This is a genomic window from Exiguobacterium sp. SH1S21 (genome assembly GCF_004337175.1).
GTDB lineage: Bacteria > Bacillota > Bacilli > Exiguobacteriales > Exiguobacteriaceae > Exiguobacterium > Exiguobacterium aurantiacum_A.
This window is the reverse complement of the sequence record NZ_SJUY01000003.1, coordinates 130,288-156,163: the sequence shown is the minus strand read 5'-3', so window position 1 is coordinate 156,163 and position 25,876 is coordinate 130,288. Positions and strand designations below refer to the sequence as shown.

Sequence of the window (25,876 nt, the reverse complement as noted above, 5' to 3'; positions counted from 1 at the left end):
CTGTGAAAACAGGGCTTTTTTGGATAGGAGGCAGATCGTGACGATTCAAGAGATTAAACAACGGCTAAAAACCGTCCGATATGAAGAGTGGGACGATGTCCGGGCCGAGCTGAAGGATGACCCGCGCGCGGGCGTCCAGGCGCTCCTGCAGCAACGTCAGAGACGGTTTGACGCGGAGCGGGACGAGCGGGACGACTATACACGCCGCCTGCAGTATGAGGCCGAGCTGAAACAGCAAGGCTTCAAGTTGGTCGCTGGCATCGACGAGGTCGGGCGGGGACCGCTCGCGGGTCCTGTCGTCGCGGCGGCCGTCGTCTTGCCGGACGATTTTTACAGCCCGGGACTGAACGATTCAAAGAAGATGACGAAAGCGGCGCGGGAACGAGCGTACGCAACGATCCTCGACGAGGCATTCGTCGGGGTCGGAATCATTGACGCAGAAGTGATCGATCAAATCAATATTTATGAAGCGACGAAGCTCGCGATGACCGAGGCGGTCCGACAGCTTGACGGGGCCGACGCGCTCTTGATTGACGCGATGACACTCGAGCTCGATTTGCCGCAGACGTCGCTCATTAAAGGGGACGAGTTGAGCGTCTCGATCGCGGCGGCGAGCGTCGTCGCCAAAGTCGTCCGCGACAAGATGATGGAAGAGTTCGCCGCGACGTATCCGGGATACGGTTTCGAACGCAACGCCGGATACGGGACGGAACTTCATTTGAACGCGTTGAACGAGCGCGGCATCACACCGATTCATCGCAAGTCGTTCGCACCGATTAAACATATGATATGAAAGGGGGAGCCCGATGCGGATCGATCACCAAGGCGTCCTGCCGTTCAAAGTCACCGAACAGACGTCGCGTCAGCTGCTCGTCGGCAACACGGTCGTCGGCAGGGTACTCCAGCTCTTGCCCGGGAACGAAGCGGTCATGCAACTGCCGCAAGGACTGTTCCGGGTCGGGGTGAACGCAGACGTTAAAGAGAACGTCACGTACAAGATGGTCGTCACCGAGCTCGAGCCGAAACTCGTCCTGAAAGTGATGCCGCCTACGGCGGAACCAGCCCAGGCCGGGAAGACACCGGTGACGTTACTCTTAGAACAACTCGGCCGCTTCTCAAAAGAGGCCATCCAGACACCGGAATCCGTCAAAGCGATGGGACGGCAACTGCTCGAGAGCGGGGCCGGAAGTGACGTCAAACAGCTCGTCGGGGAACTGTTCAAGGCGAAAGGCGACCCGAAGTTTGAACAGTTCGTGCGGGCCCAAGAGACGTTCAACGCAGTCCAGACGCCGCCGTTCGTCGTCCAAGCATTTCACATACCGCAATTAGGACCGTTCGAACAAGTCAGGTTTCGGCTTGAGGCCCCGAAAAGCGAGATGATCGACGCAGACCATGCCCGTATCGTCTTATTTCTAGAAACGCCTCGCTTCGGCGAGACGGGCATCGACCTGCTCGTTCAAAAGCGGCACGTCACCGTGAAAGTATTCAACGAACAACACGACTTGTCCCCGTTCATCAAAGCGTACGAGCCGCTGCTCGGCAGTGCGCTCAAAGCGAACGGCTATGAACTGTCCCGATTCTCGTTCGAAGTGAGACAAGAATCGCTCCCCGAGACGTTCGCCCCGTTAGGAAAGGTGGATTTTCATGTATGATGGACCGTAAAAAAGCAATCGCCTTGTCTTACGAACAATCGATGGAATCTCCGCGCGTCGTCGCGAAGGGCGGCGGCCTCGTCGCCGAACGAATGCTCGCTCTCGCACAAGAGAACGGTATCCCGATCCATGAAGACCCGGCGCTGTTGTCACTCCTGTCGGCTTTACAGATCGAAGAGCATATTCCGGACGACTTGTATCAAGTGATCGCCGAACTTTTTGTGTTTCTCTATCAGATGGAACAAGGTAAAATCGAAAATGTCTAGGGGTAGATGTGAAAAAAAGATGAAAACTTAAAGCAAGAACGATAGACAGCGCTTTCAGTTTTTCGTTACAATAGATATGCCGATATCAAAGGGGACTAAGGGGGAAACTAAATGAATATCCATGAGTATCAGGCGAAAGAATTGCTTAGAACGTTTGGAGTGGCCGTACCTACGGGCTATCCGGCTTTCACGGTAGAAGAAGCAGTTGCCGCCGCCGCCAAGCTAGACGGTGAATTGAAAGTAGTCAAAGCACAAATCCACGCAGGTGGCCGCGGGAAAGCTGGTGGCGTCAAACTTGCCAGAACGGATGAAGAAGTAAAACAGTACGCGACAGAGATTCTCGGTAAGACGCTCGTCACGCACCAGACTGGACCTGAAGGAAAAGTCGTGCAGCGCCTCTATATCGAAGAAGGTTCTGCCATCGATCAAGAATTTTACTTAGGACTTGTGCTTGACCGTTCGATCGGCCGAATTGTCATCATGGGTTCATCTGAAGGCGGTATGGACATCGAAGAAGTCGCTGAACATACTCCTGAAAAGATTCATAAAGAAATCGTCGACCCGGTCGTCGGACTCCGTCCGTTCCAGGCGCGCCGTCTTGCTTTCAAGATGGAAGTGCCGACTAAACTCGTCAACAAGTTTAGCGACATGGTCATGAAGCTTTATAAAGTGTACGTCGAGACGGACTGCACGATTGCGGAGATCAACCCGCTCGTCACGACGAAAGACGGTAACGTCGTCGCGCTCGATGCGAAATTGAACTTTGACAGCAACGCGCTTTATCGTCATACCGACATCGTCGATCTTCGTGACACGACGGAAGAAGATCCGCGTGAAGTCGAGGCGTCGAAACACGACCTTAGCTATATCGCCCTTGACGGCAATATCGGCTGTCTCGTAAACGGTGCCGGCCTCGCCATGGCGACGATGGATATCATCAAGCACTACGGCGCCGAACCCGCTAACTTCCTCGATGTAGGCGGCGGTGCGACAAAAGAAAAAGTCACAGAAGCGTTCAAATTGATTTTGTCGGATGACCAAGTCAAAGGAATCTTCGTCAACATCTTCGGTGGCATCATGAAGTGTGACATCATCGCCGAAGGAATCGTCGCGGCGACAAAAGAAATCGGACTCGACTTGCCACTCGTCGTCCGCTTAGAAGGAACAAACGTGGATGCGGGAAGACGCATTCTCGATGAATCTGGACTTGCGATCACTTCTGCGACCTCGATGGATGATGGGGCAGAAAAAATCGCGGCACTCGTTCGATAAGGGGGAAACGACATGAGTATTTGGGTGAATCAAGATACAAAAGTGATCATTCAAGGGATCACGGGGAAACAAGGTATGTTCCACGGCGAACAGATGCTAGCGTATAACACGAAACTGGTCGGCGGGGTCACACCTGGTAAAGGTGGTACGACCGTACTCGACAACGTACCTGTGTTTAACACTGTCTCTGACGCGGTCGAGGCGACAGGTGCGAACGCATCGATCATCTACGTGCCACCAGCTTTCGCGGCCGACTCGATCATGGAGGCGGCTGATAGCGGCATCGAACTCATCATCTGCATCACGGAAGGGATTCCTGTCATCGACATGATCCAAGTGAGCCGCTATCTCGAAGACAAACCGGCCCGTTTGATCGGACCGAACTGCCCAGGGATCATCACACCGGGCGAGGCGAAACTTGGCATCATGCCAGGCTACATCCACACGAAAGGCCATGTCGGCATCGTCTCACGTTCAGGGACGCTCACGTATGAAGCGGTCCATCAGTTGACGACGGCCGGAATCGGCCAATCGACTGCGGTCGGGATCGGTGGGGACCCGGTCAACGGGACGAACTTCATCGACACGCTCCAAGCGTTCAACGAAGATGAAGACACGCTTGCGGTCATCATGATCGGCGAGATCGGTGGGATGGCTGAAGAAGAAGCCGCTGAATGGGTCAAGGCGAACATGACGAAACCGGTCATCGGTTTCATCGGTGGTCAGACGGCTCCTGAAGGCAAACGGATGGGCCACGCTGGAGCGATCATCTCAGGCGGAAAAGGAACGGCCGCTGAAAAAATCAAGACGTTAAACGCAAACGGGATCGAAGTCGCCGAGACACCTGCTGTCATCGGTGAGACACTCATCCGTGTGCTTAAAAATGAAGGTCTGTATGATGCTTGTGTCACGGGACAACCGACGACGTAAGACCAATCGGAATGAGGGGTGCGCGCATCCCTCATTTTTTTAAAGGAGATTGTGATGAATCAAACAATAGCTCGTTTTGCGGCAGAACGTTTGCCGGTCGAGTTCGTCCATCATTACTTATCAAATCCGGGTTTAACGGAACGGAATTCGTTCCATCCGAACGTTTGGAAAAAAGCGAATCGGGCGTTCCGTTCAACGGTCACGTATGACCGTTTTTTGACGTGGGAGGACGAATTGTTCCCACGAATGCTATTACATATCCCCAACCCTCCGTACTGTTTGTTTTATCAGGGCGATTTAGAGGTACTACAAGAACAAACGACCGCTTTGGTCGGGAGTCGTGAATTGAATCGGATCAGTCGACCGCTCGTTGAATATTTACACCCTTTAATAGAAGAAACTGTATCGATTTCAGGCGGTGCGCTCGGTATTGACGGACTCGTTCATGAGTTGGCAGTCAGGCGGAACCGACCGACGATTGCGGTCCTCGGTTCCGGATTTTCGCACATGTATCCACATGTTCATCACCAACTGTTCGACCAGATCTCGAAACAAGGATTGCTCCTCAGTGAATATACTCCGGAAACACCTGTCAAAAAATTTCAATTTTTAGAACGAAATCGAATTGTCAGTGGATTAGGCGACCGGCTCGTCGTCGTCCAAGCGAGACGAAAGAGCGGGACGATGAATACGGTGAGTCATGCGCTCGAGCAAGGTAAGACGGTGTTTGCGGTGCCGGGAAGTCCGCTCGATCCGTTAGCGGAAGGACCGAATAAATTGATTGAAGAAGGAGCGATTCCTTTGACGAATCCCGACCAAATTTTGAATGGTGCGATGATTGCACGTTGACAAACGGTCGGTAACATGAATATTATGGTAGGGATTTAAATGACCTCCAAAAGGGGAGCAGATGTATGGCAAAATATTTGGTGATCGTCGAATCACCTGCGAAAGCAAAGACAATTAAACGTTATTTAGGATCAAACTACACGGTCAAAGCGTCCATGGGTCACGTCATCGATTTACCGAAGAGTCAACTCGGTGTCGACGTTGAACATGACTTTGAACCGAAGTACATCACGATCCGTGGAAAAGGCCCAGTGTTAAAAGAACTGAAGACGGCCGCTAAAAAAGCGACGAAAATTTTTCTCGCGGCTGACCCGGATCGCGAAGGGGAAGCAATCGCCTGGCACTTAGCCCGTGCCCTCGGCGTCGATGAAACGACAGAATGTCGTGTCGTCTTCAACGAGATCACAAAAGATGCGATTAAAGAATCATTTAAACATCCGCGCAAGATCAATCACGATCTCGTCGACGCCCAACAGGCGCGACGGATTCTCGACCGTCTTGTCGGATACGGGATGAGCCCGTTGTTATGGAAGAAAGTCAAAAAAGGTTTGTCAGCCGGTCGTGTTCAATCCGTCGCTGTCAAAATGATCATCGACCGCGAACGTGAAATCAACGCCTTTGACCCGGAAGAGTACTGGACGATTAAACTGATGCTCAACCATGAGGGTGAGACGTTTGAGACTTCGTTCTACGGAAAAGACGGGAAAAAGATGGAGTTGAAGACGGAAGCGGATGCCGACGCCGTCCTCAAGACGATCGATGAGTCATTCAAAGTCATCGATGTCACGAAGAAAGAGCGGAAGCGTAACGCAGCATTACCGTTCACGACAAGTTCACTCCAACAAGATGCGGCCCGGAAACTGAACTTCCGCGCCAAGAAGACGATGATGCTCGCCCAACAGCTTTACGAAGGAATCGACCTTGGTAAGAAGGAAGGGACTGTCGGGTTGATCACATATATGCGTACCGACTCGACACGAATTTCTGACTTGGCGAAAGACGAAGCGAAATCGTATATCGAATCGACGTTTGGTGCAGAGTACGTCGCCTCTCAAAAACAGAAAGAGAAAAAAGCGGCGAACGCACAGGATGCCCACGAGGCGATCCGGCCGACGTCGGCGTTACGTGACCCGGCTTCGATGAAGGCGTACTTGTCACGGGATCAACTCCGATTGTATAAACTCATCTGGGAACGGTTGGTCGCGAGTCAAATGGCGCCAGCGATTCTTGATACGGTGAAAATCGACGTCGAATCGAACGGCATGATTTTCCGTGCCAACGGATCGACCGTCAAATTCCCAGGTTTCATGAAAGTGTATATCGAGTCAAAAGACGACGATATCGAAGACACGAACTTAGAGCGGGAAGGATTGCTTCCGCCGCTTGAAGTCGACGACCTGGTCGCATTCGAGACGGTCGAGCCGAAGCAACACTTCACCCAGCCACCACCGCGTTACAGTGAGGCGAGACTCGTCCGAGCGATGGAAGAGCTCGGCATCGGTCGTCCGTCGACTTACGCGCCGACACTCGACACGATCCAAAAGCGCGGTTACGTCGTGCTTGAAGAGAAAAAATTCATTCCGACCGAGCTCGGAGAACTTGTCATCGAGATGATCGATGAGTACTTTAACGACTTCATCACGGTACAGTTCACAGCCGACATGGAGACGCTTCTTGATTCGATCGCCAATGAAGAGGTCGAGTGGACGGAAGTCGTTGCCCCGATTTACCGGTCATTCGAAAAACGTTTGAAACGGGCCGAATCAGAAATTGAGAAGATCGAAGTGAAAGACGAGCCAGCCGGTATCGATTGTGAGATCTGCGGTTCGCCGATGGTCATCAAGATGGGACGGTACGGCAAGTTCATGGCTTGTTCTGGATTCCCGAACTGTACGAATACGAAGCCGGTTCAAGTCGAAATCGGCGTCCCGTGCCCGAACTGTAAAGACGGACAAGTCGTCGAGCGCCGCAGTAAGAAAGGTCGCCTGTTCTATGGTTGCTCGAACTATCCAGACTGTGAGTTCGTCTCATGGGACAAACCGGTCGCGAAACCGTGTCCTGAATGCGGTAAGTTGATGGTTGAGAAAAAGATTAAAGATGGCGTCAAATATCAATGCACGAACTGTACCCATACCGAGGTACATCAGTTAGAGGAGGATTAACCTTGCAGCAACGTGTAACTGTGATCGGAGCGGGCCTCGCCGGCTCCGAGGCGGCTTGGCAACTCGCAAAACGCGGGATTCAAGTCGATTTGTATGAAATGAGACCAGTCCGACAGACGCCGGCGCACCATACGGATCAGTTTGCTGAACTGGTCTGCTCGAACTCGCTTCGGGCGAACGGACTTCAAAATGCGGTCGGTGTGTTAAAAGAAGAGATGCGCACACTCGACTCGCTCATCTTGAAAGCGGCGGATACGGCAAGCGTTCCGGCCGGTGGCGCCCTCGCCGTCGACCGTCACGACTTCGCCGGCTTCGTCACCGACACGCTCAAGAATCATCCGCTCGTGACGGTACACAACGAAGAGATTAAACAGATTCCGGACGGGATCGTCATCATGGCGACGGGACCGCTCACGTCTCCTGACTTGTCTGCTTCATTGAAAGCTTTCACCGGAGAAGATTATTTATACTTCTACGATGCGGCCGCTCCGATATTAGACGGAGAGACGATCGACCGAGAGAAGGTCTACTTGAAGTCACGTTATGACAAAGGCGAGGCGGCTTATCTCAACTGTCCGATGACGGAAGAAGAGTTTAATCTGTTTTACGAAGAACTCGTCAAAGCCGAAGTCGTACCGCTCAAAGAGTTTGAGAAAGAGATTTACTTCGAAGGCTGCATGCCGTTTGAAGTGATCGCTCAACGCGGGAAGAAGACGCTCTTGTTCGGACCGATGAAACCGGTCGGACTCGAAGACCCGAAAACAGGTAAACGTCCGTTTGCGGTCGTCCAACTCCGCCAAGATAATTCGGCCGGAACGCTCTATAACTTGGTCGGATTCCAAACCCACCTCAAGTGGGGCGAGCAAAAACGGATCATTCAATTGATCCCAGGTCTCGAGAATGCGGAAATCGTCCGTTACGGTGTCATGCACCGAAACACGTTCATCAATTCACCGAGCCTGTTAAAACCGACGTATCAGGCCCGTACTCGCGATACGCTATTTTTCGCCGGTCAAATGACCGGTGTCGAAGGCTACGTCGAGTCAGCTGCGTCAGGACTACTCGCCGGAATCAACGCGGCGAAGATGGTTGCCGGTGAAGAGCTGCTCGTCCTCCCGCGCGAGACGATGCTCGGTTCGATGGCGCATTACATCACGACGACAGACGGGAAGCACTTCCAACCGATGAATGCAAACTTCGGTCTCGTGCCGTCGCTCGAAGATGCGCCGAAGAAGATGAAAAAGCAAGAACGCTATGAGCGCTATGCGAATCGTGCCCTTGAGACGATTCAGCAATATAAAGAGATTTAAGGGAAAGGAGCCAATTTTTGGTTCCTTTTTTTGTGAATTTAAATTTCAATTGTGTAATTTGTGCAATACTTTGAAAATTTTCAGATTATTGAAGGGGTTTCTATTGTCACCTCTGATTCTGTATGCTATGCTAATTTCGATTTGACGGGAACATGCGTTTTTAAGCTGAAAGCAAGGGGGCGAGAGGATGGGATTCGCTGAGGATCAACAATCATTTTTACGCTATTGCCAAGTCGAACGAAGACTGTCGCCTCATACGAAACGCTCTTACGAACAAACACTCGAACAGTACGCCGCTTATTGCCAATCGACACATCAAGAGCCATTTGATGTGCAGTCGGCGCGGCGTTATTTATATGTCCTTTACGAGAATGAAGCGGCGACGACGACTGTTTCCCAAAAAATCTCCTGCCTCAAACAGTTCGGGAAATTTGTGGCTCGAGAAACCGGGAGTGAACCGCTGTTTCATGACTTGACGTCGCCGAAACGTCGCAAGACGCTGCCGACGTTTGCCGTACCGAGCGAGGTCGAACACCTGCTCATGACGGCAAACGGCCAAGACGACCCGTTCTTGCGGGCACGTGATGTCGCGCTTGTCGAAGTGTTGTACGGGACCGGGATGCGTGTCGCTGAACTTTGTGGCATGGACATATCGTCATATGATGCGGCGCTCTCATTCGTTCATGTCATCGGGAAAGGCAAGAAAGAACGTTACATCCCGCTCGGGCAATTTGCCGTCGAAGCGTTGGAGCATTACCTTGAGGTAAGGCAAAACTGCGCCGCGGCACACGAAACGGCATTATTCGTTAGTCAAAAAGGGAATCGAGTGACAACAGACCAAATTCGTTACGTGATGAAGCGACTCCGGAAACTCGGCGGACTTCAAAAACCGTTAACACCGCATTCGTTACGTCATAGTTTTGCGACCGACCTGCTCGAACGCGGGGCCGATTTACGTGCCGTCCAAGAGTTGCTCGGACATGAGTCACTATCGACGACCGGTCGTTACACACACGTATCGACTGAACGCCTGCGAGCGGTCTATCAAGCCACACATCCGAGAAAGTAGGGGGTCATTCTATGTTTCATGCAACAACTATTTTCGCAGTCCGGCACGACGGAAAATGTGCGATGAGCGGAGATGGGCAAGTCACGTTTGGCAACGCCGTCATCATGAAAAACAAGGCTAAAAAAGTGAGACGGTTATACGGCGGGAAAGTCGTGGCCGGTTTTGCCGGTAGCGTGGCCGATGCGTTCACGTTATTTGAAAAGTTTGAATCAAAACTCGAGATGTATAACGGGAACTTACCGCGAGCGGCAGTCGAACTCGCCAAAGAGTGGCGTGGCGACAAGATGCTTCGTCAGCTCGAGGCGCTTCTCATCGTCATGGATGCGGAACATCTCTTACTCGTGTCCGGGAGCGGCGAAGTGATCGAACCGGACGATGGCATCCTTGCGATCGGTTCAGGTGGGAATTATGCGCTAGCAGCGGGACGCGCTCTCGTACGTCACTCACCGGAGAAAACAGCCGAACAGATTGCTCGCGCCGCCCTAGAGATTGCCGGTGAATTATGCGTCTATACGAACGACCAAGTTATCGTAGAAACGATCGGAGGCGATACAGAATGAAACGTGAATTGACACCACGTCAAATCGTAGCTGAGCTAGACCGGTTCGTCATCGGGCAAAAAGATGCCAAACGTGCGGTCGCGATTGCACTGCGCAACCGTTACCGTCGCCAGAAGCTAAGTGCTGACTTACGCGACGAAGTCACACCGAAGAACATTTTAATGATCGGTCCGACCGGTGTCGGGAAGACGGAGATCGCGAGACGTCTTGCCAAGCTCGTCGGTGCCCCGTTCGTGAAAGTCGAAGCGACAAAATTCACTGAAGTCGGATACGTCGGACGGGACGTCGAATCGATGGTCCGAGACCTTGTTGAAGACTCGGTGCGCCTCGTGAAGGAAGAAAAGAAAGAAGACGTGAAGGAACCAGCGGAAGCCGCTGCGACCGAACGTATTCTCGATGCACTGCAAGGTAAGGCTAAAGTTGAGCCGACAGCCGCAAACCCGTTCGAAGCGCTGTTTGGCGGTCAAGGACAGAAGACGCAAGAACCGACGGACGATCAATCGACTGATCGGTCTCAATTACGTAAGTTGCTTGAACTCGGCGAACTCGAAGAGCGATTGATCGAAGTCAACCTTGAAGAGAAACAGACAGTTGATTTGTTTCAAGGACAAGGGATGGAAGGCTTATCGAATCTTCAAGACATGCTCGGCCAAATCGTCCCGAAAAAGCGGAAGAAGCGGAAGCTCCCGGTTCGAGAGGCTCGCCCGCTCATCGTTGCCGAAGAGGCGGAAAGTTTGCTCGACATGAATGAAGTACATGACGAGGCCGTACGACGCAGCGAACAGATGGGCATCATCTTCGTCGATGAGATCGATAAAATCGCGACGAAGTCACAAGACCATGCTGGCGTCTCTCGTGAAGGTGTGCAGCGAGACATCTTGCCGATTGTCGAGGGCTCGACCGTCGTCACAAAATATGGTCCCGTCAAAACGGATCACGTGTTATTCATTGCGGCAGGTGCTTTCCATATGGCGAAGCCGTCAGATCTGATTCCTGAACTGCAAGGTCGTTTCCCGATCCGTGTCGAGTTGAGTAGCCTGACCGAGGAAGATTTCGTCAAAATTCTGACGGAGCCGTCACAAGCGCTCATCAAGCAGTACAAGGCCCTTCTCGAGTCAGAGGAGATCAGCGTCGAATTTACCCACTCGGCTATCGAAGAGATCGCGAAGATCGCCACGCACGTCAACCGAGAAACCGATGATATCGGAGCGCGCCGTCTCTATACGATCATGGAGCGCGTGCTCGAGGACTTATCGTTTGAGGCGGCCGACATGCCACAAACACACGTCGAGATCACACCGGCGTATGTGAAAGAAAAAGTCGGCTCGATCGCGGAAGATCGAGACCTTAGTCAATTTATTTTATAAGAATTCTGTATGCACATACAGGGAGGAAAATTAGAATTATGAACTTACTAGATAAAACACGTCAATTGAACACGATGCTTCAGCAAGAGGCGAGCGCGCACGTCGACTTTAAAGAGATGGCAGATAAGATGCGTGAAGTACTCGAAGCGAACACATTCATCGTGAGCCGTCGCGGTCGCTTGCTCGGTTTCGCCATTAAACAACAGATTGAGAACGAGCGGATGAAGGCGTTCCTAGTCGATCGTCAGTTCCCTGAACCGTACGCATCGAACTTGTTCAACGTGAAAGAGACGACGGAAAATATCGGCATCGATAGCGAGTATACGGCGTTCCCGGTCGAGAACCGTGAGCTGTTCCTTGATTCAATGACGACGATCGTCCCGATCATCGGTGGCGGGGAACGACTCGGTACACTCGTTCTCGGCAGACTGAATAACGAGTTCACTGAAGACGACCTCGTCCTCGCAGAATATAGCGCGACAGTCGTCGGAATGGAGATCCTCCGTGAGAAAGCAGCGGAAGCAGAGGCGTCGGCGCGCAAGAAAGCCGTTGTCCAAATGGCGATCAACTCGCTGTCTTATTCAGAGCTTGAAGCGATCGAGCATATATTTGAAGAACTTGGGGGTAATGAAGGCCTGTTAGTTGCTTCCAAAATTGCCGATAGAGTGGGGATTACTCGCTCTGTGATCGTCAACGCGTTGCGTAAGCTTGAAAGCGCTGGCGTCATCGAATCACGTTCGCTCGGAATGAAAGGAACGTATATCAAGATATTAAATGATAACTTCTTGTTTGAATTGCAGAAGCTGAAATCAAATTAAAATCGAGCGAATATCCGTTAGATTATAGCTAAAAGTCCTATCAATTAGGACTTTAGTTGCAAAAAGGCGTCTCTTTGTGAAAAGGGGCGTCTTTTTTTAGTGCAAAAGTAATTATTTTCAGAATATGTCGTGAATTCGACAAAAACAGACGATACCATTTACCTGTTTTAATAAAAATATCTTTCAGAACTGTTACAGATTTGTTTCAATGAAATAGTAGAATTTCCAAATAAGGTATATACATGCATTCTTTTAAGTGAAAGTGAGTGAGACGCATGAATTGGATCGGCACAGATTATCAATTAATGAAGCAAGCGATCAATCATTCGGTCATAAACCAAAAAGTGATCAGTCATAACTTGTCGAACATCGACACGCCGAACTTTAAAGCAAAACAGGCTGTGTTCGAACAGACGTTAAGCAACGAGATGCGCCTCAAGTTAGCCGGGGGCCGTCCGAGTGACCGCGGTGGTGCAACGAAAATCGTTGACCGGGCCGGAGGGGCGATGCGAAGTGACGGGAACAGTGTCGATCTCGATTATGAGATGAGTGAACTGGCCCGTAACCAACTGCAGTATGAGGCGATGATGGAACAATTGAACCGTCGACTCGGTGGACTTAAAACCGTTATTAGAGGAGGACGTTAATTATGGGTATGTTCGATAGTTTTCATATATCTGCTTCGGCACTCATGTCGCAGCGCCTTCGGATGGATACGGTATCGGCGAACATCGCGAACGCCCAGACGACACGCGGCAAACTTGTCGATGGGGAATGGCAGCCGTATACACGGAAAATGACGGTGCTCCAAGAAGCGCCGTTTCGTCAACAGCTGTCGGCGGTGAGCGGAGGCGTCGAAGTTTCAGGCATCGTCGAAGACGAAAGTCCTTACAAACTCACATATGACCCGAGTCACCCGGATGCGGATGAACGGGGATACGTTCAGATGCCAAACGTCGACCTGTTAAAAGAAATGGTTGATTTGACAGGTGCGACAAGATCATATGAAGCGAACATTGCAGCGATGAATGCGTCAAAAGCGATGCTCGTCAAAGCGCTCGAAATCGGTAAAGGATAAGGAGTGACAGACTATGCAAATTAACCCGATTCAATTAATCGGTAACCAGACCGCGGCTCTGCCGACAGTGAAAGAGACACCGTCTCAGTTTGGATCATATTTGAATGAGGCGATGCAGTCGCTCAATAAAGTTCAACAGGCAACGAGTACGGCGCGTCAAGACCTCGCCGTCGGGAAAGCCGATCTTCACCAAGTCATGATCCAAAGCGAAGAGTCGTCGATTGCGATGCAACTCGCCATTGAGGTGCGAAATAAAGCGGTTGAGGCCTATCAAGAAATGATGCGAATGCAAGTTTAATGAAGAGGATGACGAGTTGCGATGAATGATAAGTTAAAAGAACAATTCAGCTCACTGGCCGGACCACTGAAGGCGATGCAAACAAAACGTAAAATCATTTGGGGCATCGTCATCGTCGGCATACTTGTCGTCGCGGTGCTCTTGACGGTTTGGCTCTCGCGCCCGAACATGGCTCCTCTCTACACGAACCTCTCGGCCCAAGAGGCTGGAGAAGTGACAGAAAAGCTGACGGCTGATGGGGTGAAGTCAGAAATCAAAGCGACATCGAACGGTGTCAGCGTCTACGTGCCGAGCGAGCAAGTCGACCAATTGAAAGTTAACTTGGCAGCCGCCGGGATTCCAAAGTCAGGCGCGATCGATTACAGCTTCTTCAGTGAGAACGCCGGATTTGGAACGACGGACCGAGAAATGGCAGTCATCGAACGAAGCGCGATGCAAACCGAACTCGAACGTTTGATTACACAAATCGAAGGTATCAACCAAGCAAAAGTCATTATCTCGCTTCCGGAAAAATCGGTGTTCTTGGCCGAAGACCAAGGGGAGCCGACGGCTTCGATCGTCCTAAATTTAGGAGCAGGTACGAATCTTGAGCCGGCGACGGTCAAAGGACTTTATCATTTGATCAGTAAGAGTGTCCCGAACTTAAAGCCGGAGAACATCTCGGTCATGGACCAATATTTCACGTATTACGATTTGGATCAATCGACGATGGCCGGTGGGACTTCGACCGACCCGTTAGCACTGAAGCGTCAAGTCGAGAAAGACGTACGTCAACAGATTCAACAAATGCTCTCGGTCTTACTCGGAGAACGCAGCGTGCTCGTCTCGGTCACGGCCGACATCGACACGACCCAATCGGCAGAAGAGCAAAACCTGGTAACCCCGGTCAACGAGGATACGATGGAAGGGATTGTGACGTCTGCTGAACGGATCGCTGAAGCGTACACAGGTGGTACCGGTGCGGCAGCAGCGGCAGGGACCGGCGAGAACGATACCGTCAACTTCCCGGCCGCCACGGGAACCGGTGAAGAAGAAAGTGAAAAGAACCATGAAATCATCAACTATGAGGTCAATCGCATCACGAAACAAATTCAGAACGCTCCATACACGATTCGTGACCTCGGTGTTCAACTGATCGTCGAGCCGCCAGACGGCGCTCAAGCGATCGATCCACAACTTGAGGGCGACCTTGAGACGATGATGTATTCAATCATCCGGACGTCGCTCGCTAAAACAGGCGAGGCGTTGACGGAAGCGGAACTCGAACAGAAAGTCGTCGTCGTGTCACGACCGTTCGCTGAGACGGAAGAAACGGCAGTGGCAGAACAGCCAACAGCGTGGTGGATGTACGCAGCCGCAGCAGGTGCTATCGTCTTGCTCGCACTTCTATTCTTCGCCATGCGAAGACGGAATAAGCAACCGGTTCCGGAAACGAATGAATGGGAAGTACCGTATGAAGACGAAGTACCCGATCTCGACTTGGAAGAGCGAGGCGAAGGTGCCGTCAAGAAGAAACAGTTGGAGAAATTGGCAGAGAGTAATCCAGAAGAGTTCGCCAAGCTTCTTCGTACTTGGATGTCTGAGGAGTGAGTACTGTGAACTACGCAAAACAACCGAACCGAGAAAAAGCGGCCATGCTCATGATCTCGCTTGGACCTGAAGTGGCGGCAAGTGTATATAAACACCTGTCCGAAGAAGAGATGGAGCAGTTGACGCTACAAATATCGGCACTCCGAAAAGTGTCGTCTGAACAAAAGGAAGCCATTTTAGGAGAATTTCATGACCTGGCGATGGCACAGAGTTATATCACCCAAGGTGGCATCGGGTTTGCGAAAACGGTTTTAGAGAAAGCGGTCGGAGAAGAGAAGGCGATGGCATTGATTCATCGCCTCACTTCGACGCTGCAAGTCCGACCGTTTGAATTTGCCCGAAAAGCCGATCCGAAGCAGTTGCTCAACTTTATTCAAAACGAGCACCCGCAGACGATCGCCTTAATCTTGGCTCATCTTGAACCGGTCAAGTCCGGGCAAATCTTGTCGGAACTTCCGCCAGAGATTCAGTCGGAGGTCGCGAAACGAATCGCGACGATGGACCGCCTCAACCCGGACGTCATTCATGAGATCGAACAGATTCTTGAAAAGAACTTATCGCAAACCGATATGCAAGATTACGCCCAATCCGGTGGGATCGAGGCAGTCGTCGAAGTGCTTAACGGTGTCGATCGGACGACGGAGCGGACGATTCTTGACGCGCTCGAGATCGAAGACCCTGAACTCGCGGAAGAGATCAAAAAACGGATGTTCGTCTTCGAAGATATCGTCACGCTCGACTCGCGTGCGATTCAACGGATTATTCGCGAAGTCGCCAACGACGACCTTCTGCTCGCGCTCAAAGTATCTTCCGAAGAGGTCAAACAGATCATCTTCAAAAACATGTCGCAACGAATGGTCGATACGTTCAAGGAAGATATGGAGTTCATGGGACCGGTCAGACTGCGTGACGTCGAAGAAGCACAAAGCCGCATCGTCGGAATCATCCGCCGCCTAGAAGATGTCGGAGAGATCGTGATTAGCCGTGGTGGAGGAGATGACATCGTTGTCTAACGTAATCAAACGTCAACGAGCGATGCCGCTCGAACCACAACGAATCGATTCGAGGCCATTCCTTGAACCGATTTCAGAGGTTGTGATCGAACGTAGTCATGAACAAGAGTTAGAAGCAAGGTACGCTTCCCTCCGCCAAGAGGAAGAAGCGATCAAGCTACACCGTGAAACAGTGGAACATGAGCTTGAACTGTTACGAGAACAAACGCTTGAGGCTGCTTATCAGGAGGGGTACGGGTCAGGTTTTGACCTAGGACGTCAAGAAGGGAAGTCAGAGTTCGATGAGCTGACGGCCCGATTGAACATGGTCAGCGTCGAACTTGAGAACTTGTTCGAACAGAAATGGCGAGATGCCGAAACGAAGTTAGTTGATTTGGCTGTCGAGATCAGTGCACGTGTCACGACCGATCTCGTCCGAAACGAGGAGGCGTTGTTTGCCGACATGATCCGCGAACAACTATTTCGCCAAATCGATGCCGAAGCGTTGACCGTCTTTGTCCACCCGACGCGACTGGCATCAATCCAACGTTTCGAGTCGACGTGGCGATCTGAACAGATGCCGCCGTTGAAATATCGGGCCGATGTCTCGTTGACAGAGACGAGCGTACGGATCGAGACGCCACATCATGGCAACGAGCTCGACGTATCGTACAGTTTTGAACGAATCCGTTCCAAGATTGAGGAGGTTCTATCCGATGGCGCTTATTGACCGCGTATTCGACACAATCACCGCTGCTCCAGAAGATGAGTATGTGCGTAAAGTCGGTCGTGTCTGTCGCGTTATCGGGCTGATGATCGAATCGAACGGTCCGAGCGCGTTTATCGGTGAGCGCTGCTTGATCGAGTTACCGTCCGGCCAAACGGTTGAAACCGAGGTCGTCGGCTTCAATGAAGAGCGCGTCTTGCTCATGCCTTACGGAGAAACGACACAGATCGCCCCAGGTTGTATCGTCAAAGGGACGGGGCACATGCTCCAAGTACCGGTCGGGTTCGAACTGATCGGTCAAGTGCTTGACGGGCTCGGGCGGCCTTTATCGGGTGAAGCGATGCCGATGGGCAAACGCTACGATGTTCTTCGAAAACCGCCGAACCCGTTAGAACGTCCACGCATTTTAGACGTTTTGTCGACCGGGGTCCGGATCATCGACGGGTTATTGACGGTCGGAAAAGGACAACGTGTCGGTTTGTTTGCGGGATCAGGCGTCGGGAAATCGACATTGCTTGGCATGATCGCTAAACGCTCATCGGCAGATATAAACGTGATCGCATTAATCGGTGAACGGGGTCGAGAAGTGAAAGAGTTCATCGAAAAAGAACTTGGTCCTGAAGGGATGGCCCGATCGGTCGTCATCGTAGCGACGAGCGATCAACCCCCGCTCGTGCGTTTGAAGGGCGCTTACACGGCGACGGCGATCGCCGAGTACTTCCGGGACCAAGGCAAAGAGGTCGTCCTTATGATGGACTCAGTGACCCGATTCGCGATGGCCCAAAGAGAGATCGGGCTAGCGACCGGAGAACCACCGACATCGAAAGGATATACGCCTTCCGTGTTCGCGATGCTTCCGCAACTGCTAGAGCGGAGCGGGACGTCCGTCACCGGTTCGATTACGGCGTTTTATACCGTCCTCGTTGACGGGGACGATATGAACGAACCAATCGCGGATGCTGTTCGTGGGATTTTAGACGGTCACTTCGTGATGGACCGTTCACTTGCCAACCGAGGGCAGTTTCCGGCGATCCATGTCTTAAAATCGATCAGTCGGGTCATGAACCAGATTGCTTCACCTGTACATCGCGATGCCGCGCAGACGTTTCGGAGTTGGCTCGCCACTTATCTAGATGCGGAAGACTTGATTAACATCGGAGCCTATAAAAAGGGAACGAATCCTGCGATCGATACAGCAATCGATGAATATCCGGGACTGCTCACATTTTTAAAACAGTCGATTGAAGAAGAGGCATCGATCGAGCAGACGCTCGATCGTCTTGTCGGAATTGCGAGAGGTGAATCATGAACAAGCTGTTGTTAGAACGCATCATGCCGATTGCCGAGCATGCAAAAGAAGAATCGGCGACAGAGATGAGAGGTCATAAGGCGCGATTCGAAGCCGAAATGGAGACGCTGTATCGATTAGTCGTGACATATGAGACGCTCATGAAGAGTCAAGATGAACAATCTGGTGTGATTGATCTGCTCATGTTCCAATATCGTGAAAAGGCGAGGGAACAGTTAAAGCGTCAAATTGAGACGCAACAACTCGTCGTGCAACAGTCGCGGAACCGTTACAACTTGGCTCAAGAGCGTTTGCTCGGAAAAGTTGTCGAAGAGAAAAAATATGTAACGTTGCATGAGAAGGTCAGCCAAAATGAAGTGGCCGTCTCGAAACTCACCGAACAACATTTTATCGATGAGTTGGCAGTGATTCATCACGGGAAAGGGAAGTAAGCGGATGGAAAAAGAGAACAATAAGCGAGGCATACAGCTCTTGGTCGCTCTTGTCCTCGTCCCGGCAATCTTTTTACTCGTCGGCGGAATCGTCGTCATGAACTATGCGATGGACCGGCCGCTATTATCGGTGCCGTTCATAGAAACAAGCGAACAGGCAGACAAAGATGAGACGGTTGAAACAAAAGTCAATGTCACCGGCATTGACGCGGACACGACGAATCGTTTAAAAGTCGCGAACACTGAGATTGAAAAACTTCGCACGGAAAACGTCGAATTGACGAATGAAGTAAAAGCGAGACAAAAAGAAGTATCGGACTTGATTAAAGAGCGGGATCGCCTCGTGTCTGAACTCGGAGCCACTACGGAAGCGGAAGTGGAGGAAGAGACGTCGAACGTGTCTCGCGTCTATGAAGAAATGTCCGCCAAACAAGCGGCCGCGATCATGAACGAACTCGACAGCCCGCAAGTGGTGACAATCTTAAAAGAACTGTCGCCGAAACAACAGGCTGACATATTGGGACGGATGGACGCACAACAGGCGGCCGTCGTCACGCAATTGCTCCAATGAAACGTGAAAGGAGGAAGAGATGATGAATATCGCCTTACTTGCTCAAGCGGTCCAAGGAACGACAGCGAAAGGCGGGGAGACAGGATCTACCCCGACCGGACAGTTTTTAGACCTGCTGTCATCGATGCTCGGCACCTCGACGGAAACGTTAGCTGAGTTGGAAGCTGCGCCGACGACACTCGCACCGAATGCGCCAATTGTGACAGATAGCGCCCTTCCGCTCGAGAACTTGTCGAGCCAACTTGAACAGTGGTTACAACAACCCGATAGCTTAGAGTGGTTAAAGTCTTTGCCACAAGACGCCTATCGTAAGTTCATGGACGCCTATATCGGCATCATCGCCCAAACAGCTACAGCTACAGGAACGACAGCAGAAACGGTCTCTTCAGACGTTATGACCACAATGGCTACCGCCCAAACGATATTACCGGGCGCGATGATGTTAGGAAAGGCGGAACGTGATGCGTTGGGTGGAAAACAAGGCCAGCCAACCGTAAACGAGAACGTCCAAGTCATCCAGCAAATCGTTTCGCAATTTAAAGGGAGTTTAACCCAGACCACAAAACATATTCCCCTCCCTTATCAAAATGAAACGCCGATAAATGTATTACCGCAAGCCGGAAAAGAAAACGTCGACTGGTTACCGAAAGGCATGACATGGTCACGACCACAAATTGACTCGGAAACGGTCATGTACGCGTCTAAAGGGTCGCTTCCAGAGAACCTTCAAGCCCGGATTGAGGCTGCTCTTCAAAGAGCACCGTTCCGAAGCGGGGCCGATGGGTCGAAAGTGTTTACCGTTCGACTCTATCCGGAACAGCTAGGTGAACTCGTCGTCAAACTCGAGCGCCATAACGGCGAACTCGTCGTCAAGCTGTTCGCGAGCAACCAAGAAGCAAAACAGCTGCTCCAGTCGCAAATGCAACAACTGCAACAGACGCTCCAACCGCTGTCGCAGCACATCCGGGTCGAAGTGAGTTTGACGCAACAAGCGCTCGAAGCGAAATCATCGACGTTTAGCGGGTCAGACCAACCTGAACCAGAACAACAGGAACAACCGAAAGGGGAACCCGACGATGACGACCATCCAACCGAAGACGAATGATTATACGTTACCTGATCAATCGCTGCCTAAAGCGACGAACCAATACGATAAGGACATGTTCTTAAAGCTATTGATGGCCCAACTTGGCAACCAAGATCCGATGTCACCGATGGAAGACCGAGAGTTCATCTCACAAATGGCTCAATTTTCATCACTCGAACAAATGCAGACGATTTCGAAACAACTTGATTCAGTACTCGTCGACCGCCACATGGCCTCGATCTCCGAGTTCAGCAATATGATCGGCAAGACGGTCGACCATAAAACGGAGACTGAGACGGAGACGATCAAAGGATCGGGACGTGTCGTCTCGATTTCAAGAACGGATGAGTCAGGATACATGGCCGATCTCGAAGACGGCAGCTCGGTAAGCGTCTACAATATTACGTCCATCAAACAAGCATAAGGGGGATTCATCATGTTAAGAGCAATGTACTCAGGGATCAGCGGATTAAAGAACTTCCAGTCAAAGCTTGATGTCGTCGGTAACAACATCGCCAACGTCAACACGTTCGGGTATAAAAAAGGCCGCGTCACGTTCAAAGACCTCGTCAGCCAGCAAGTCGGTAGTGCGTCAGGCGGGAACGGGCTAACAGCCGGCGGGATCAACCCGAAAGAAGTTGGTCTCGGAGGCACGATGGCGACGGTCGACAACGTCTACAACCAAGGCGCGATGCAAAACTCAGGGAGAGCGCTCGATGTCGGGATCTCAGGTGAAGGCTTCTTCGCAGTCAACGTGAACGGGCAAACCCAATACACACGGGCCGGTAACTTCTATACAGATAATGCCGGAGATATCGTCAATGGTGATGGAGCATATGTACTTAGCACAGCGGGCGCTAAAATCACTGTACCTGCCGGAGCGAAATCACTATCGATTGGAAAAGACGGACAAGTCAGTTACGTCAATGCTGCGGGTGCTTCAACAAACGTCGGTCAAATTCAAGTCGTCACGTTTGCCAATAACGCCGGTCTATCAAAAGTCGGAGCGAACAACTATATTCAATCGCAAAACTCAGGGGCTCCAAACCCTGGCATTCCAGGTCAAAACGGACGCGGTGAACTCGTCTCGGGCGCACTCGAAATGTCGAACGTCGACTTATCAGAAGAGTTCACCGAAATGATTATCGCGCAACGTGGATTCCAGGCGAACACACGGATCATCACAACGTCAGACGAGATTTTACAAGAACTCGTCAACTTGAAACGCTGATGATACGCGTCACGACATTGCGGGGTGAGGAATTTGTCTTGAACGCCTTGTTCATCGAGACGGTCAAGGCCGAACCTGACACGATCATTCATTTGTATAACGGCAAGACTTATATCGTCACAGAGACGAAAGATCAAATCATCGATCGGACGACGGCATTTTACGGCTCGATCGGGTTGATGGGAACGACAGTCACAAGAGGTGAAGAAGATGAGTGAAGAAAAACCAAAAGGAGGCGCCATGAAAATGGTGCTCATCCTGCTCGTCGTCCTACTCGTCATGGGGGGCGCTGGGTTTATGACTTATAAATATGTATTCGGTGACAACGTGACGGCTAAAACGAAACCTGTGACGGCAGAAGAACTCGCCGAGCGCAGCTTCACGACCGAGGATATGACGACGAACATTCAAGACGAACGGTTCATCAACGTCCAATTCACGATTGTGACGGATGCGGCAGAGACGAAAGAAGATCTTGAACTTCGTAAATTCCAAGTCCATAACGTCATCCTTGGTGATTTGGCCGGTATGACGAAGGCACAGCTCACGACGAAGGAAGATATGCAGAAGTTCGAGCAATCGCTTCGCGAGCAATTAAACGGACTGCTGGAAAAAGGTGAGGTCCAGCGCGTCTATATGACGAAGAAAATTATACAGTGAGGTGGCATCATGGGAGAAGTACTGTCTCAACAAGAAATTGATGCCCTGTTATCAGCGCTAAGCAGTGGAGATGTCGAAGCCGACTCCTTTTTGAATCAGGAAGAGGAACGAAAAGTACGGCAGTATGACTTCAAACGGGCCGTCCGTTTCTCTAAAGATCAAATTCGTAGCTTGACCCGGATCCATGAACACTTCACACGGATGCTGACGACATTTTTCTCGGCCCAACTTCGGACGTATGTCCAGTTCACGGTCAATTCAGTCGAACAGCTTCCATACGATGAGTTCATTCATTCGATTCCGAGTATGACGATGATCAACTTGATCGAGGCGCCCCCGCTTAATGGCCGGTTCATCATCGAAGTCAATCCGAACATCTCTTACGCGATGTTGGACCGACTGCTCGGGGGACCTGGCGTCGAGATTGAAAAAGTCGAAAGCTTCACTGAAATCGAGATGCGAATCTTGACCCAGCTATATAAACGAGCTTTTGCCGGTTACGGGGAAGCGTGGGAGTCGATTGCCGAGATCAAGTCCGAAATGACGGCCGTTGAAGTGAACCCACAGTTCCTTCAACTCGTGTCACCAAACGAGACGGTCGTGCTCATTTCGATCGGGGTCACGATCGGAGAAGTGAGCGGGACGATTAACGTCTGCTTGCCGTTCGTGACGATCGAGCCGGTGCTATCGAAACTATCGAGTCATTATTGGATGCAGGAGGCGAACCGCCGCAATGCGAGCGGGAACAGTCAAGAACCGCTCAAAGCCCAATTGATGAACTCGACGGTAGAAGTCGTGTCCCTGCTCGGGGAGACGACAATCACGTTCGGTGACTTGTTGCATTTAGAAATCGGTGACTGTTTGACGCTCGATCAACTAGTGAAAGACCCGCTATCCGTCCTAGTAGGGGAAAATAAAGTGTTCAGAGGGCAAGTCGGTGTGAGTGGGAAGCGGATGGCGGTCCAAGTACTTCACCGGGTGAAGGAGGAAGAGCAATGAGTGAGATGTTGTCACAAGATGAAATTGACGCGTTATTACGAGGAACGAACGACAGTTCGCCAAAACCGGTAAACGAGAGCGAAGAACATCTCGACTCGATGGAAAGCGACGCCCTCGGAGAGATTGGAAATATCTCGTTCGGAAATTCCGCGACGGCGCTGTCGACGTTACTGCAACAAAAAGTAGAAATCACGACCCCGGTCGTCAGTGAAGTGACGATCGATGAGCTCAGAGATCGTTATCCGACACCTCACGTGGCGCTTCGGGTCGGTTATACCGAAGGGTTGAAAGGGGAGAACGTCCTCGTTTTGACCCGTGAAGACGCGGCCATCATTTCTGATTTGATGCTCGGCGGGACCGGGATCGGTGTCGACCCGGAAGGACTCGATGAGATTCGATTGTCGGCTGTTCAAGAAGCGATGAACCAAATGATGGGGGCTGCGGCCACATCGCTTTCGACCGTGTTCTCTAAAAAGATTGATATTTCGCCGCCGCTCGTCGAAGTGTTCGATGCGACGAAAAATCAGACGATCATTGACCGGCTCGAACTTTGGGAGACGATGGTGCTGATCGAGTTCGATTTGAAAGTCGGCACGTTGATTGATTCAAAAATTGTCCAAATTGCTCCAATTCAATTCGGGAAACAACTGGTGAACGAACTGATTGCAGCTACGACTTCAGCCCCGGCCGCGCCTAAACAAGAGCAGCCGAAAGTTCAAGCGGCGGTCACACCAGCGAAAGCTCCGGCACCTGCTCCGGCACGCGCTGAAAAAACGTCAGCTCCAGAAGTGGCGGTCAGCCAGGCTGAGTTCATGCCGCTCCACGCCCCGACGTCAAACGATTCGGTGCCGGCAAACCTAGGTTTGCTGTATGATGTGCCGCTCAACGTGACGGTCGAACTCGGCCGGACGAAACGGTCAGTGCGAGAAGTGCTCGAACTGTCGCAAGGGTCGATCATCGAACTTGATAAATTGGCGGGGGAACCTGTCGATATTTATGTGAACCAACAACGCATTGCCCGCGGCGAAGTCGTCGTCATCGAAGAGAACTTCGGGGTACGTGTGACAGAAATCATCCAACCGCATGAGCGGATTGGAATCGTTTAAGGAGGAAGAATAATGAGTGCAAAAATTTTGGTGGTAGATGATGCGGCGTTCATGCGCATGATGATTAAAGACATTTTAACGAAGAACGGGTTTGAAGTGGTCGGCGAGGCAGAGAACGGTATTGACGCGGTCGCAAAATACCGTGAACTCACGCCAGATCTCGTCACTCTCGACATCACGATGCCAGAAATGGACGGTCTGGCGGCATTGAAAGAAATTCGCGGGTTCGATTCGAACGCTAAAGTCATCATGTGTTCGGCGATGGGACAACAGGCGATGGTCATCGATGCGATCCAAGCGGGAGCGAAAGACTTCATCGTGAAACCGTTCAACGCGGAACGTGTCGTCGAGGCAGTTTCGAAAACGGTCGCACAATGAATAAGTGGTGGTTGATTTTCCTGCTCGTGGTCGGGCTGTCTGTGCCGGCCACGGTCGAGGCCGCCACCGTGGATAAACAGTTCGAACAACAGCAGCCTGAAGCCAAAGATCAATCTGTCCCTACGACCGTCTCGACGGTCGGGACGTTGGTCAAGGTCGTCTTGAGTTTAGTTGTCGTAATTGGAGGATTCCTCGTCTTGATGCGTTGGTTAAACGCACGGACGCAAGGTGTGAAGACGGCACAACATATGAAACATCTCGGCGGGGTACCGCTTGGGAAGGACCGCTCGGTGCAGCTCGTCAAGTTAGGGGAGCAAGTATACGTGCTCGGTGTCGGTGAATCGATTCAATTGATTGATCGAATCGACGCGGAATCGATTGATGAAGCAGCGTATGACGCGCCTTCACTGAACACTTCGAACACATCAACGTTCTTAGATACGTTCAAACAACAACTGTCACAGATTGAAGAAGTGAGGAAGAAGCAATGACGACGATTGAACAACTGATCAATTTAGAAACGCCGGACAGCACGTCGACTTCGATTAAATTATTGGTCGTATTGACACTGCTCACGCTGGCGCCGTCATTCTTGATTTTGATGACTTGTTTTACACGCGTCGTCGTCGTTCTTTCATTCATTCGGCCAGCCTTAGGGACACAACAGACCCCACCGAACCAATTGATCATCGGGCTCGCCTTGTTTATCACGCTATTCGTCATGTCTCCGGTCTTATCTGATTTAAACGACAAGGCGTTGTCTCCATATATGGACGACGAGATCAGTCAAGATGAGGCGTTCGAGGAAGCCGGTAACACGATGAAACGATTCATGGCAAAGTATACGCGACAGGAAGATTTGCAACTGTTTATCAAATACGGGAATTATGAGCAACCGGAGTCGGTCGAAGACGTTCCTTTGCTCGCGATGGTACCAGCTTACGCCATCAGTGAGCTCAAGACGGCGTTTCAAATCGGCTTTATGATTTTCTTGCCTTTTTTGATCATTGATATGGTCGTGGCGAGTGTGCTCATGTCGATGGGGATGATGATGCTTCCACCGGTCATGATCGCTCTGCCGTTCAAATTGTTGTTGTTTGTATTGGTGGATGGATGGCACTTAATCGTGGAATCATTGCTTAGAAGTATGTAGGAGGAACGATT

General features: G+C 51.2%; 31 protein-coding genes. All 31 read left to right on the top strand.

The window, feature by feature from the left end; genetic code table 11:
- Positions 1 to 37: 37 nt before the first annotated feature.
- The 31 genes from EVJ24_RS06075 to fliP all read left to right on the top strand — a co-directional run bounded on the left by EVJ24_RS06075 (position 38) and on the right by fliP (position 25,865).
- Positions 38 to 793, top strand: a complete 756-nt coding sequence (locus EVJ24_RS06075; RefSeq protein WP_330857584.1) for a ribonuclease HII — start codon at positions 38 to 40, stop codon at positions 791 to 793.
- Positions 794 to 806: 13 nt separating this feature from the next.
- Positions 807 to 1,652, top strand: a complete 846-nt coding sequence (locus EVJ24_RS06070) for a hypothetical protein (protein ID WP_071399590.1) — start codon at positions 807 to 809, stop codon at positions 1,650 to 1,652.
- Positions 1,652 to 1,918 (top strand): EscU/YscU/HrcU family type III secretion system export apparatus switch protein, encoded by a 267-nt coding sequence (locus EVJ24_RS06065; protein ID WP_016508266.1) that lies wholly within the window; start codon positions 1,652 to 1,654, stop codon positions 1,916 to 1,918. The genes EVJ24_RS06070 and EVJ24_RS06065 overlap by 1 nt, the downstream gene beginning before the upstream one ends.
- 111 nt (positions 1,919 to 2,029) lie before the next feature.
- Complete coding sequence (gene sucC, locus EVJ24_RS06060) at positions 2,030 to 3,190, top strand: ADP-forming succinate--CoA ligase subunit beta (RefSeq protein ID WP_070327507.1); 1,161 nt, start codon at positions 2,030 to 2,032, stop codon at positions 3,188 to 3,190.
- Positions 3,191 to 3,202: 12 nt separating this feature from the next.
- Entirely contained in the window at positions 3,203 to 4,120 is a 918-nt protein-coding gene (gene sucD, locus EVJ24_RS06055) for a succinate--CoA ligase subunit alpha (RefSeq protein ID WP_131440283.1), read from the top strand.
- A gap of 54 nt (positions 4,121 to 4,174) precedes the next feature.
- The gene (gene dprA / locus EVJ24_RS06050) at positions 4,175 to 4,969 is read left to right on the top strand and encodes a DNA-processing protein DprA (protein WP_236633395.1); all 795 of its coding nucleotides are present in this window, start codon (positions 4,175 to 4,177) and stop codon (positions 4,967 to 4,969) included.
- Positions 4,970 to 5,034: 65 nt separating this feature from the next.
- Positions 5,035 to 7,131, top strand: a complete 2,097-nt coding sequence (topA, locus tag EVJ24_RS06045; protein WP_131440279.1) for a type I DNA topoisomerase — start codon at positions 5,035 to 5,037, stop codon at positions 7,129 to 7,131.
- A gap of 2 nt (positions 7,132 to 7,133) precedes the next feature.
- Positions 7,134 to 8,441, top strand: a complete 1,308-nt coding sequence (trmFO, locus tag EVJ24_RS06040; protein ID WP_370252239.1) for an FADH(2)-oxidizing methylenetetrahydrofolate--tRNA-(uracil(54)-C(5))-methyltransferase TrmFO — start codon at positions 7,134 to 7,136, stop codon at positions 8,439 to 8,441.
- A gap of 187 nt (positions 8,442 to 8,628) precedes the next feature.
- Positions 8,629 to 9,510, top strand: a complete 882-nt coding sequence (locus tag EVJ24_RS06035) for a tyrosine-type recombinase/integrase (protein ID WP_131440275.1) — start codon at positions 8,629 to 8,631, stop codon at positions 9,508 to 9,510.
- Between the two features lie 11 nt (positions 9,511 to 9,521).
- Positions 9,522 to 10,070 (top strand): ATP-dependent protease subunit HslV, encoded by a 549-nt coding sequence (gene hslV, locus EVJ24_RS06030; RefSeq protein WP_070327501.1) that lies wholly within the window; start codon positions 9,522 to 9,524, stop codon positions 10,068 to 10,070.
- Positions 10,067 to 11,437 (top strand): ATP-dependent protease ATPase subunit HslU, encoded by a 1,371-nt coding sequence (gene hslU, locus EVJ24_RS06025; protein ID WP_070327500.1) that lies wholly within the window; start codon positions 10,067 to 10,069, stop codon positions 11,435 to 11,437. Before hslV ends, hslU begins: the two co-directional genes overlap by 4 nt.
- Positions 11,438 to 11,475: 38 nt before the next feature.
- Positions 11,476 to 12,255 (top strand): GTP-sensing pleiotropic transcriptional regulator CodY, encoded by a 780-nt coding sequence (gene codY / locus EVJ24_RS06020; RefSeq protein ID WP_016508279.1) that lies wholly within the window; start codon positions 11,476 to 11,478, stop codon positions 12,253 to 12,255.
- 275 nt (positions 12,256 to 12,530) lie between these two features.
- The gene (gene flgB, locus EVJ24_RS06015; RefSeq protein WP_131440273.1) at positions 12,531 to 12,902 is read left to right on the top strand and encodes a flagellar basal body rod protein FlgB; all 372 of its coding nucleotides are present in this window, start codon (positions 12,531 to 12,533) and stop codon (positions 12,900 to 12,902) included.
- Positions 12,903 to 12,904: 2 nt separating this feature from the next.
- The gene (flgC, locus tag EVJ24_RS06010) at positions 12,905 to 13,333 is read left to right on the top strand and encodes a flagellar basal body rod protein FlgC (RefSeq protein ID WP_131440271.1); all 429 of its coding nucleotides are present in this window, start codon (positions 12,905 to 12,907) and stop codon (positions 13,331 to 13,333) included.
- 13 nt (positions 13,334 to 13,346) lie between these two features.
- Positions 13,347 to 13,631: a flagellar hook-basal body complex protein FliE gene (fliE, locus tag EVJ24_RS06005; RefSeq protein WP_070327497.1), complete on the top strand. Its 285-nt coding sequence runs from the start codon at positions 13,347 to 13,349 to the stop codon at positions 13,629 to 13,631.
- 21 nt (positions 13,632 to 13,652) lie between these two features.
- Entirely contained in the window at positions 13,653 to 15,221 is a 1,569-nt protein-coding gene (gene fliF / locus EVJ24_RS06000) for a flagellar basal-body MS-ring/collar protein FliF (protein WP_131440269.1), read from the top strand.
- Between the two features lie 5 nt (positions 15,222 to 15,226).
- Positions 15,227 to 16,234, top strand: a complete 1,008-nt coding sequence (gene fliG / locus EVJ24_RS05995) for a flagellar motor switch protein FliG (protein WP_083273965.1) — start codon at positions 15,227 to 15,229, stop codon at positions 16,232 to 16,234.
- A complete protein-coding gene (locus EVJ24_RS05990) occupies positions 16,218 to 16,943 on the top strand; it encodes a FliH/SctL family protein (RefSeq protein ID WP_236637569.1) in 726 nt (241 codons plus the stop codon). The genes fliG and EVJ24_RS05990 overlap by 17 nt, the downstream gene beginning before the upstream one ends.
- Positions 16,930 to 18,249, top strand: a complete 1,320-nt coding sequence (fliI, locus tag EVJ24_RS05985; protein ID WP_131440267.1) for a flagellar protein export ATPase FliI — start codon at positions 16,930 to 16,932, stop codon at positions 18,247 to 18,249. Before EVJ24_RS05990 ends, fliI begins: the two co-directional genes overlap by 14 nt.
- Positions 18,246 to 18,680 carry a flagellar FliJ family protein gene (locus EVJ24_RS05980; RefSeq protein ID WP_016508248.1) on the top strand — a complete coding sequence of 145 codons (435 nt, stop codon included), beginning with the start codon at positions 18,246 to 18,248 and terminating at the stop codon, positions 18,678 to 18,680. The genes fliI and EVJ24_RS05980 overlap by 4 nt, the downstream gene beginning before the upstream one ends.
- Positions 18,681 to 18,684: 4 nt before the next feature.
- Positions 18,685 to 19,251 (top strand): MotE family protein, encoded by a 567-nt coding sequence (locus tag EVJ24_RS05975; RefSeq protein WP_131440265.1) that lies wholly within the window; start codon positions 18,685 to 18,687, stop codon positions 19,249 to 19,251.
- 22 nt (positions 19,252 to 19,273) lie between these two features.
- The gene (locus tag EVJ24_RS05970; protein ID WP_236637568.1) at positions 19,274 to 20,356 is read left to right on the top strand and encodes a flagellar hook-length control protein FliK; all 1,083 of its coding nucleotides are present in this window, start codon (positions 19,274 to 19,276) and stop codon (positions 20,354 to 20,356) included.
- Positions 20,328 to 20,762, top strand: coding sequence for a flagellar hook capping FlgD N-terminal domain-containing protein (locus EVJ24_RS05965; RefSeq protein ID WP_071399604.1), 435 nt, complete (start codon positions 20,328 to 20,330; stop codon positions 20,760 to 20,762). The genes EVJ24_RS05970 and EVJ24_RS05965 overlap by 29 nt, the downstream gene beginning before the upstream one ends.
- A gap of 12 nt (positions 20,763 to 20,774) precedes the next feature.
- On the top strand, positions 20,775 to 21,569 hold the full coding sequence (flgG, locus tag EVJ24_RS05960) for a flagellar basal body rod protein FlgG (protein ID WP_071399605.1): 795 nt from the start codon (positions 20,775 to 20,777) through the stop codon (positions 21,567 to 21,569).
- Entirely contained in the window at positions 21,569 to 21,787 is a 219-nt protein-coding gene (locus EVJ24_RS05955) for a flagellar FlbD family protein (protein WP_016508262.1), read from the top strand. Before flgG ends, EVJ24_RS05955 begins: the two co-directional genes overlap by 1 nt.
- Complete coding sequence (locus EVJ24_RS05950) at positions 21,780 to 22,229, top strand: flagellar basal body-associated FliL family protein (RefSeq protein ID WP_131440263.1); 450 nt, start codon at positions 21,780 to 21,782, stop codon at positions 22,227 to 22,229. Before EVJ24_RS05955 ends, EVJ24_RS05950 begins: the two co-directional genes overlap by 8 nt.
- Before the next feature lie 9 nt (positions 22,230 to 22,238).
- Entirely contained in the window at positions 22,239 to 23,228 is a 990-nt protein-coding gene (fliM, locus tag EVJ24_RS05945) for a flagellar motor switch protein FliM (protein WP_070327489.1), read from the top strand.
- Positions 23,225 to 24,334: a flagellar motor switch phosphatase FliY gene (fliY, locus tag EVJ24_RS05940; RefSeq protein WP_131440260.1), complete on the top strand. Its 1,110-nt coding sequence runs from the start codon at positions 23,225 to 23,227 to the stop codon at positions 24,332 to 24,334. Before fliM ends, fliY begins: the two co-directional genes overlap by 4 nt.
- Positions 24,335 to 24,346: 12 nt before the next feature.
- A complete protein-coding gene (locus EVJ24_RS05935; protein ID WP_035385909.1) occupies positions 24,347 to 24,712 on the top strand; it encodes a response regulator in 366 nt (121 codons plus the stop codon).
- On the top strand, positions 24,709 to 25,203 hold the full coding sequence (locus EVJ24_RS05930) for a flagellar biosynthetic protein FliO (protein ID WP_070327487.1): 495 nt from the start codon (positions 24,709 to 24,711) through the stop codon (positions 25,201 to 25,203). The genes EVJ24_RS05935 and EVJ24_RS05930 overlap by 4 nt, the downstream gene beginning before the upstream one ends.
- Positions 25,200 to 25,865 carry a flagellar type III secretion system pore protein FliP gene (fliP, locus tag EVJ24_RS05925; protein ID WP_016508219.1) on the top strand — a complete coding sequence of 222 codons (666 nt, stop codon included), beginning with the start codon at positions 25,200 to 25,202 and terminating at the stop codon, positions 25,863 to 25,865. The genes EVJ24_RS05930 and fliP overlap by 4 nt, the downstream gene beginning before the upstream one ends.
- Positions 25,866 to 25,876: the final 11 nt, after the last annotated feature.

Excerpts from the sequence above, each read along its gene's own strand:
- EVJ24_RS05990 (WP_236637569.1), top strand. The coding sequence starts at position 16,218 with ATGACATCGTTGTCTAACGTAATCAAACGTCAACGAGCGATGCCGCTC.
- EVJ24_RS05955 (WP_016508262.1), top strand. The coding sequence starts at position 21,569 with ATGATACGCGTCACGACATTGCGGGGTGAGGAATTTGTCTTGAACGCC.
- EVJ24_RS05950 (WP_131440263.1), top strand. The coding sequence starts at position 21,780 with ATGAGTGAAGAAAAACCAAAAGGAGGCGCCATGAAAATGGTGCTCATC.
- fliF (WP_131440269.1), top strand. The coding sequence starts at position 13,653 with ATGAATGATAAGTTAAAAGAACAATTCAGCTCACTGGCCGGACCACTG.
- fliY (WP_131440260.1), top strand. The coding sequence starts at position 23,225 with ATGAGTGAGATGTTGTCACAAGATGAAATTGACGCGTTATTACGAGGA.
- EVJ24_RS05975 (WP_131440265.1), top strand. The coding sequence starts at position 18,685 with ATGGAAAAAGAGAACAATAAGCGAGGCATACAGCTCTTGGTCGCTCTT.
- EVJ24_RS05965 (WP_071399604.1), top strand. The coding sequence starts at position 20,328 with ATGACGACCATCCAACCGAAGACGAATGATTATACGTTACCTGATCAA.
- flgG (WP_071399605.1), top strand. The coding sequence starts at position 20,775 with ATGTTAAGAGCAATGTACTCAGGGATCAGCGGATTAAAGAACTTCCAG.
- fliI (WP_131440267.1), top strand. The coding sequence starts at position 16,930 with ATGGCGCTTATTGACCGCGTATTCGACACAATCACCGCTGCTCCAGAA.
- EVJ24_RS05930 (WP_070327487.1), top strand. The coding sequence starts at position 24,709 with ATGAATAAGTGGTGGTTGATTTTCCTGCTCGTGGTCGGGCTGTCTGTG.
- codY (WP_016508279.1), top strand. The coding sequence starts at position 11,476 with ATGAACTTACTAGATAAAACACGTCAATTGAACACGATGCTTCAGCAA.
- EVJ24_RS05935 (WP_035385909.1), top strand. The coding sequence starts at position 24,347 with ATGAGTGCAAAAATTTTGGTGGTAGATGATGCGGCGTTCATGCGCATG.
- hslV (WP_070327501.1), top strand. The coding sequence starts at position 9,522 with ATGTTTCATGCAACAACTATTTTCGCAGTCCGGCACGACGGAAAATGT.
- EVJ24_RS06065 (WP_016508266.1), top strand. The coding sequence starts at position 1,652 with ATGGACCGTAAAAAAGCAATCGCCTTGTCTTACGAACAATCGATGGAA.
- sucD (WP_131440283.1), top strand. The coding sequence starts at position 3,203 with ATGAGTATTTGGGTGAATCAAGATACAAAAGTGATCATTCAAGGGATC.
- fliM (WP_070327489.1), top strand. The coding sequence starts at position 22,239 with ATGGGAGAAGTACTGTCTCAACAAGAAATTGATGCCCTGTTATCAGCG.
- hslU (WP_070327500.1), top strand. The coding sequence starts at position 10,067 with ATGAAACGTGAATTGACACCACGTCAAATCGTAGCTGAGCTAGACCGG.
- flgC (WP_131440271.1), top strand. The coding sequence starts at position 12,905 with ATGGGTATGTTCGATAGTTTTCATATATCTGCTTCGGCACTCATGTCG.
- EVJ24_RS06035 (WP_131440275.1), top strand. The coding sequence starts at position 8,629 with ATGGGATTCGCTGAGGATCAACAATCATTTTTACGCTATTGCCAAGTC.
- EVJ24_RS05970 (WP_236637568.1), top strand. The coding sequence starts at position 19,274 with ATGAATATCGCCTTACTTGCTCAAGCGGTCCAAGGAACGACAGCGAAA.
- flgB (WP_131440273.1), top strand. The coding sequence starts at position 12,531 with ATGAATTGGATCGGCACAGATTATCAATTAATGAAGCAAGCGATCAAT.
- sucC (WP_070327507.1), top strand. The coding sequence starts at position 2,030 with ATGAATATCCATGAGTATCAGGCGAAAGAATTGCTTAGAACGTTTGGA.
- EVJ24_RS05980 (WP_016508248.1), top strand. The coding sequence starts at position 18,246 with ATGAACAAGCTGTTGTTAGAACGCATCATGCCGATTGCCGAGCATGCA.
- EVJ24_RS06070 (WP_071399590.1), top strand. The coding sequence starts at position 807 with ATGCGGATCGATCACCAAGGCGTCCTGCCGTTCAAAGTCACCGAACAG.
- fliE (WP_070327497.1), top strand. The coding sequence starts at position 13,347 with ATGCAAATTAACCCGATTCAATTAATCGGTAACCAGACCGCGGCTCTG.
- dprA (WP_236633395.1), top strand. The coding sequence starts at position 4,175 with ATGAATCAAACAATAGCTCGTTTTGCGGCAGAACGTTTGCCGGTCGAG.
- fliP (WP_016508219.1), top strand. The coding sequence starts at position 25,200 with ATGACGACGATTGAACAACTGATCAATTTAGAAACGCCGGACAGCACG.
- topA (WP_131440279.1), top strand. The coding sequence starts at position 5,035 with ATGGCAAAATATTTGGTGATCGTCGAATCACCTGCGAAAGCAAAGACA.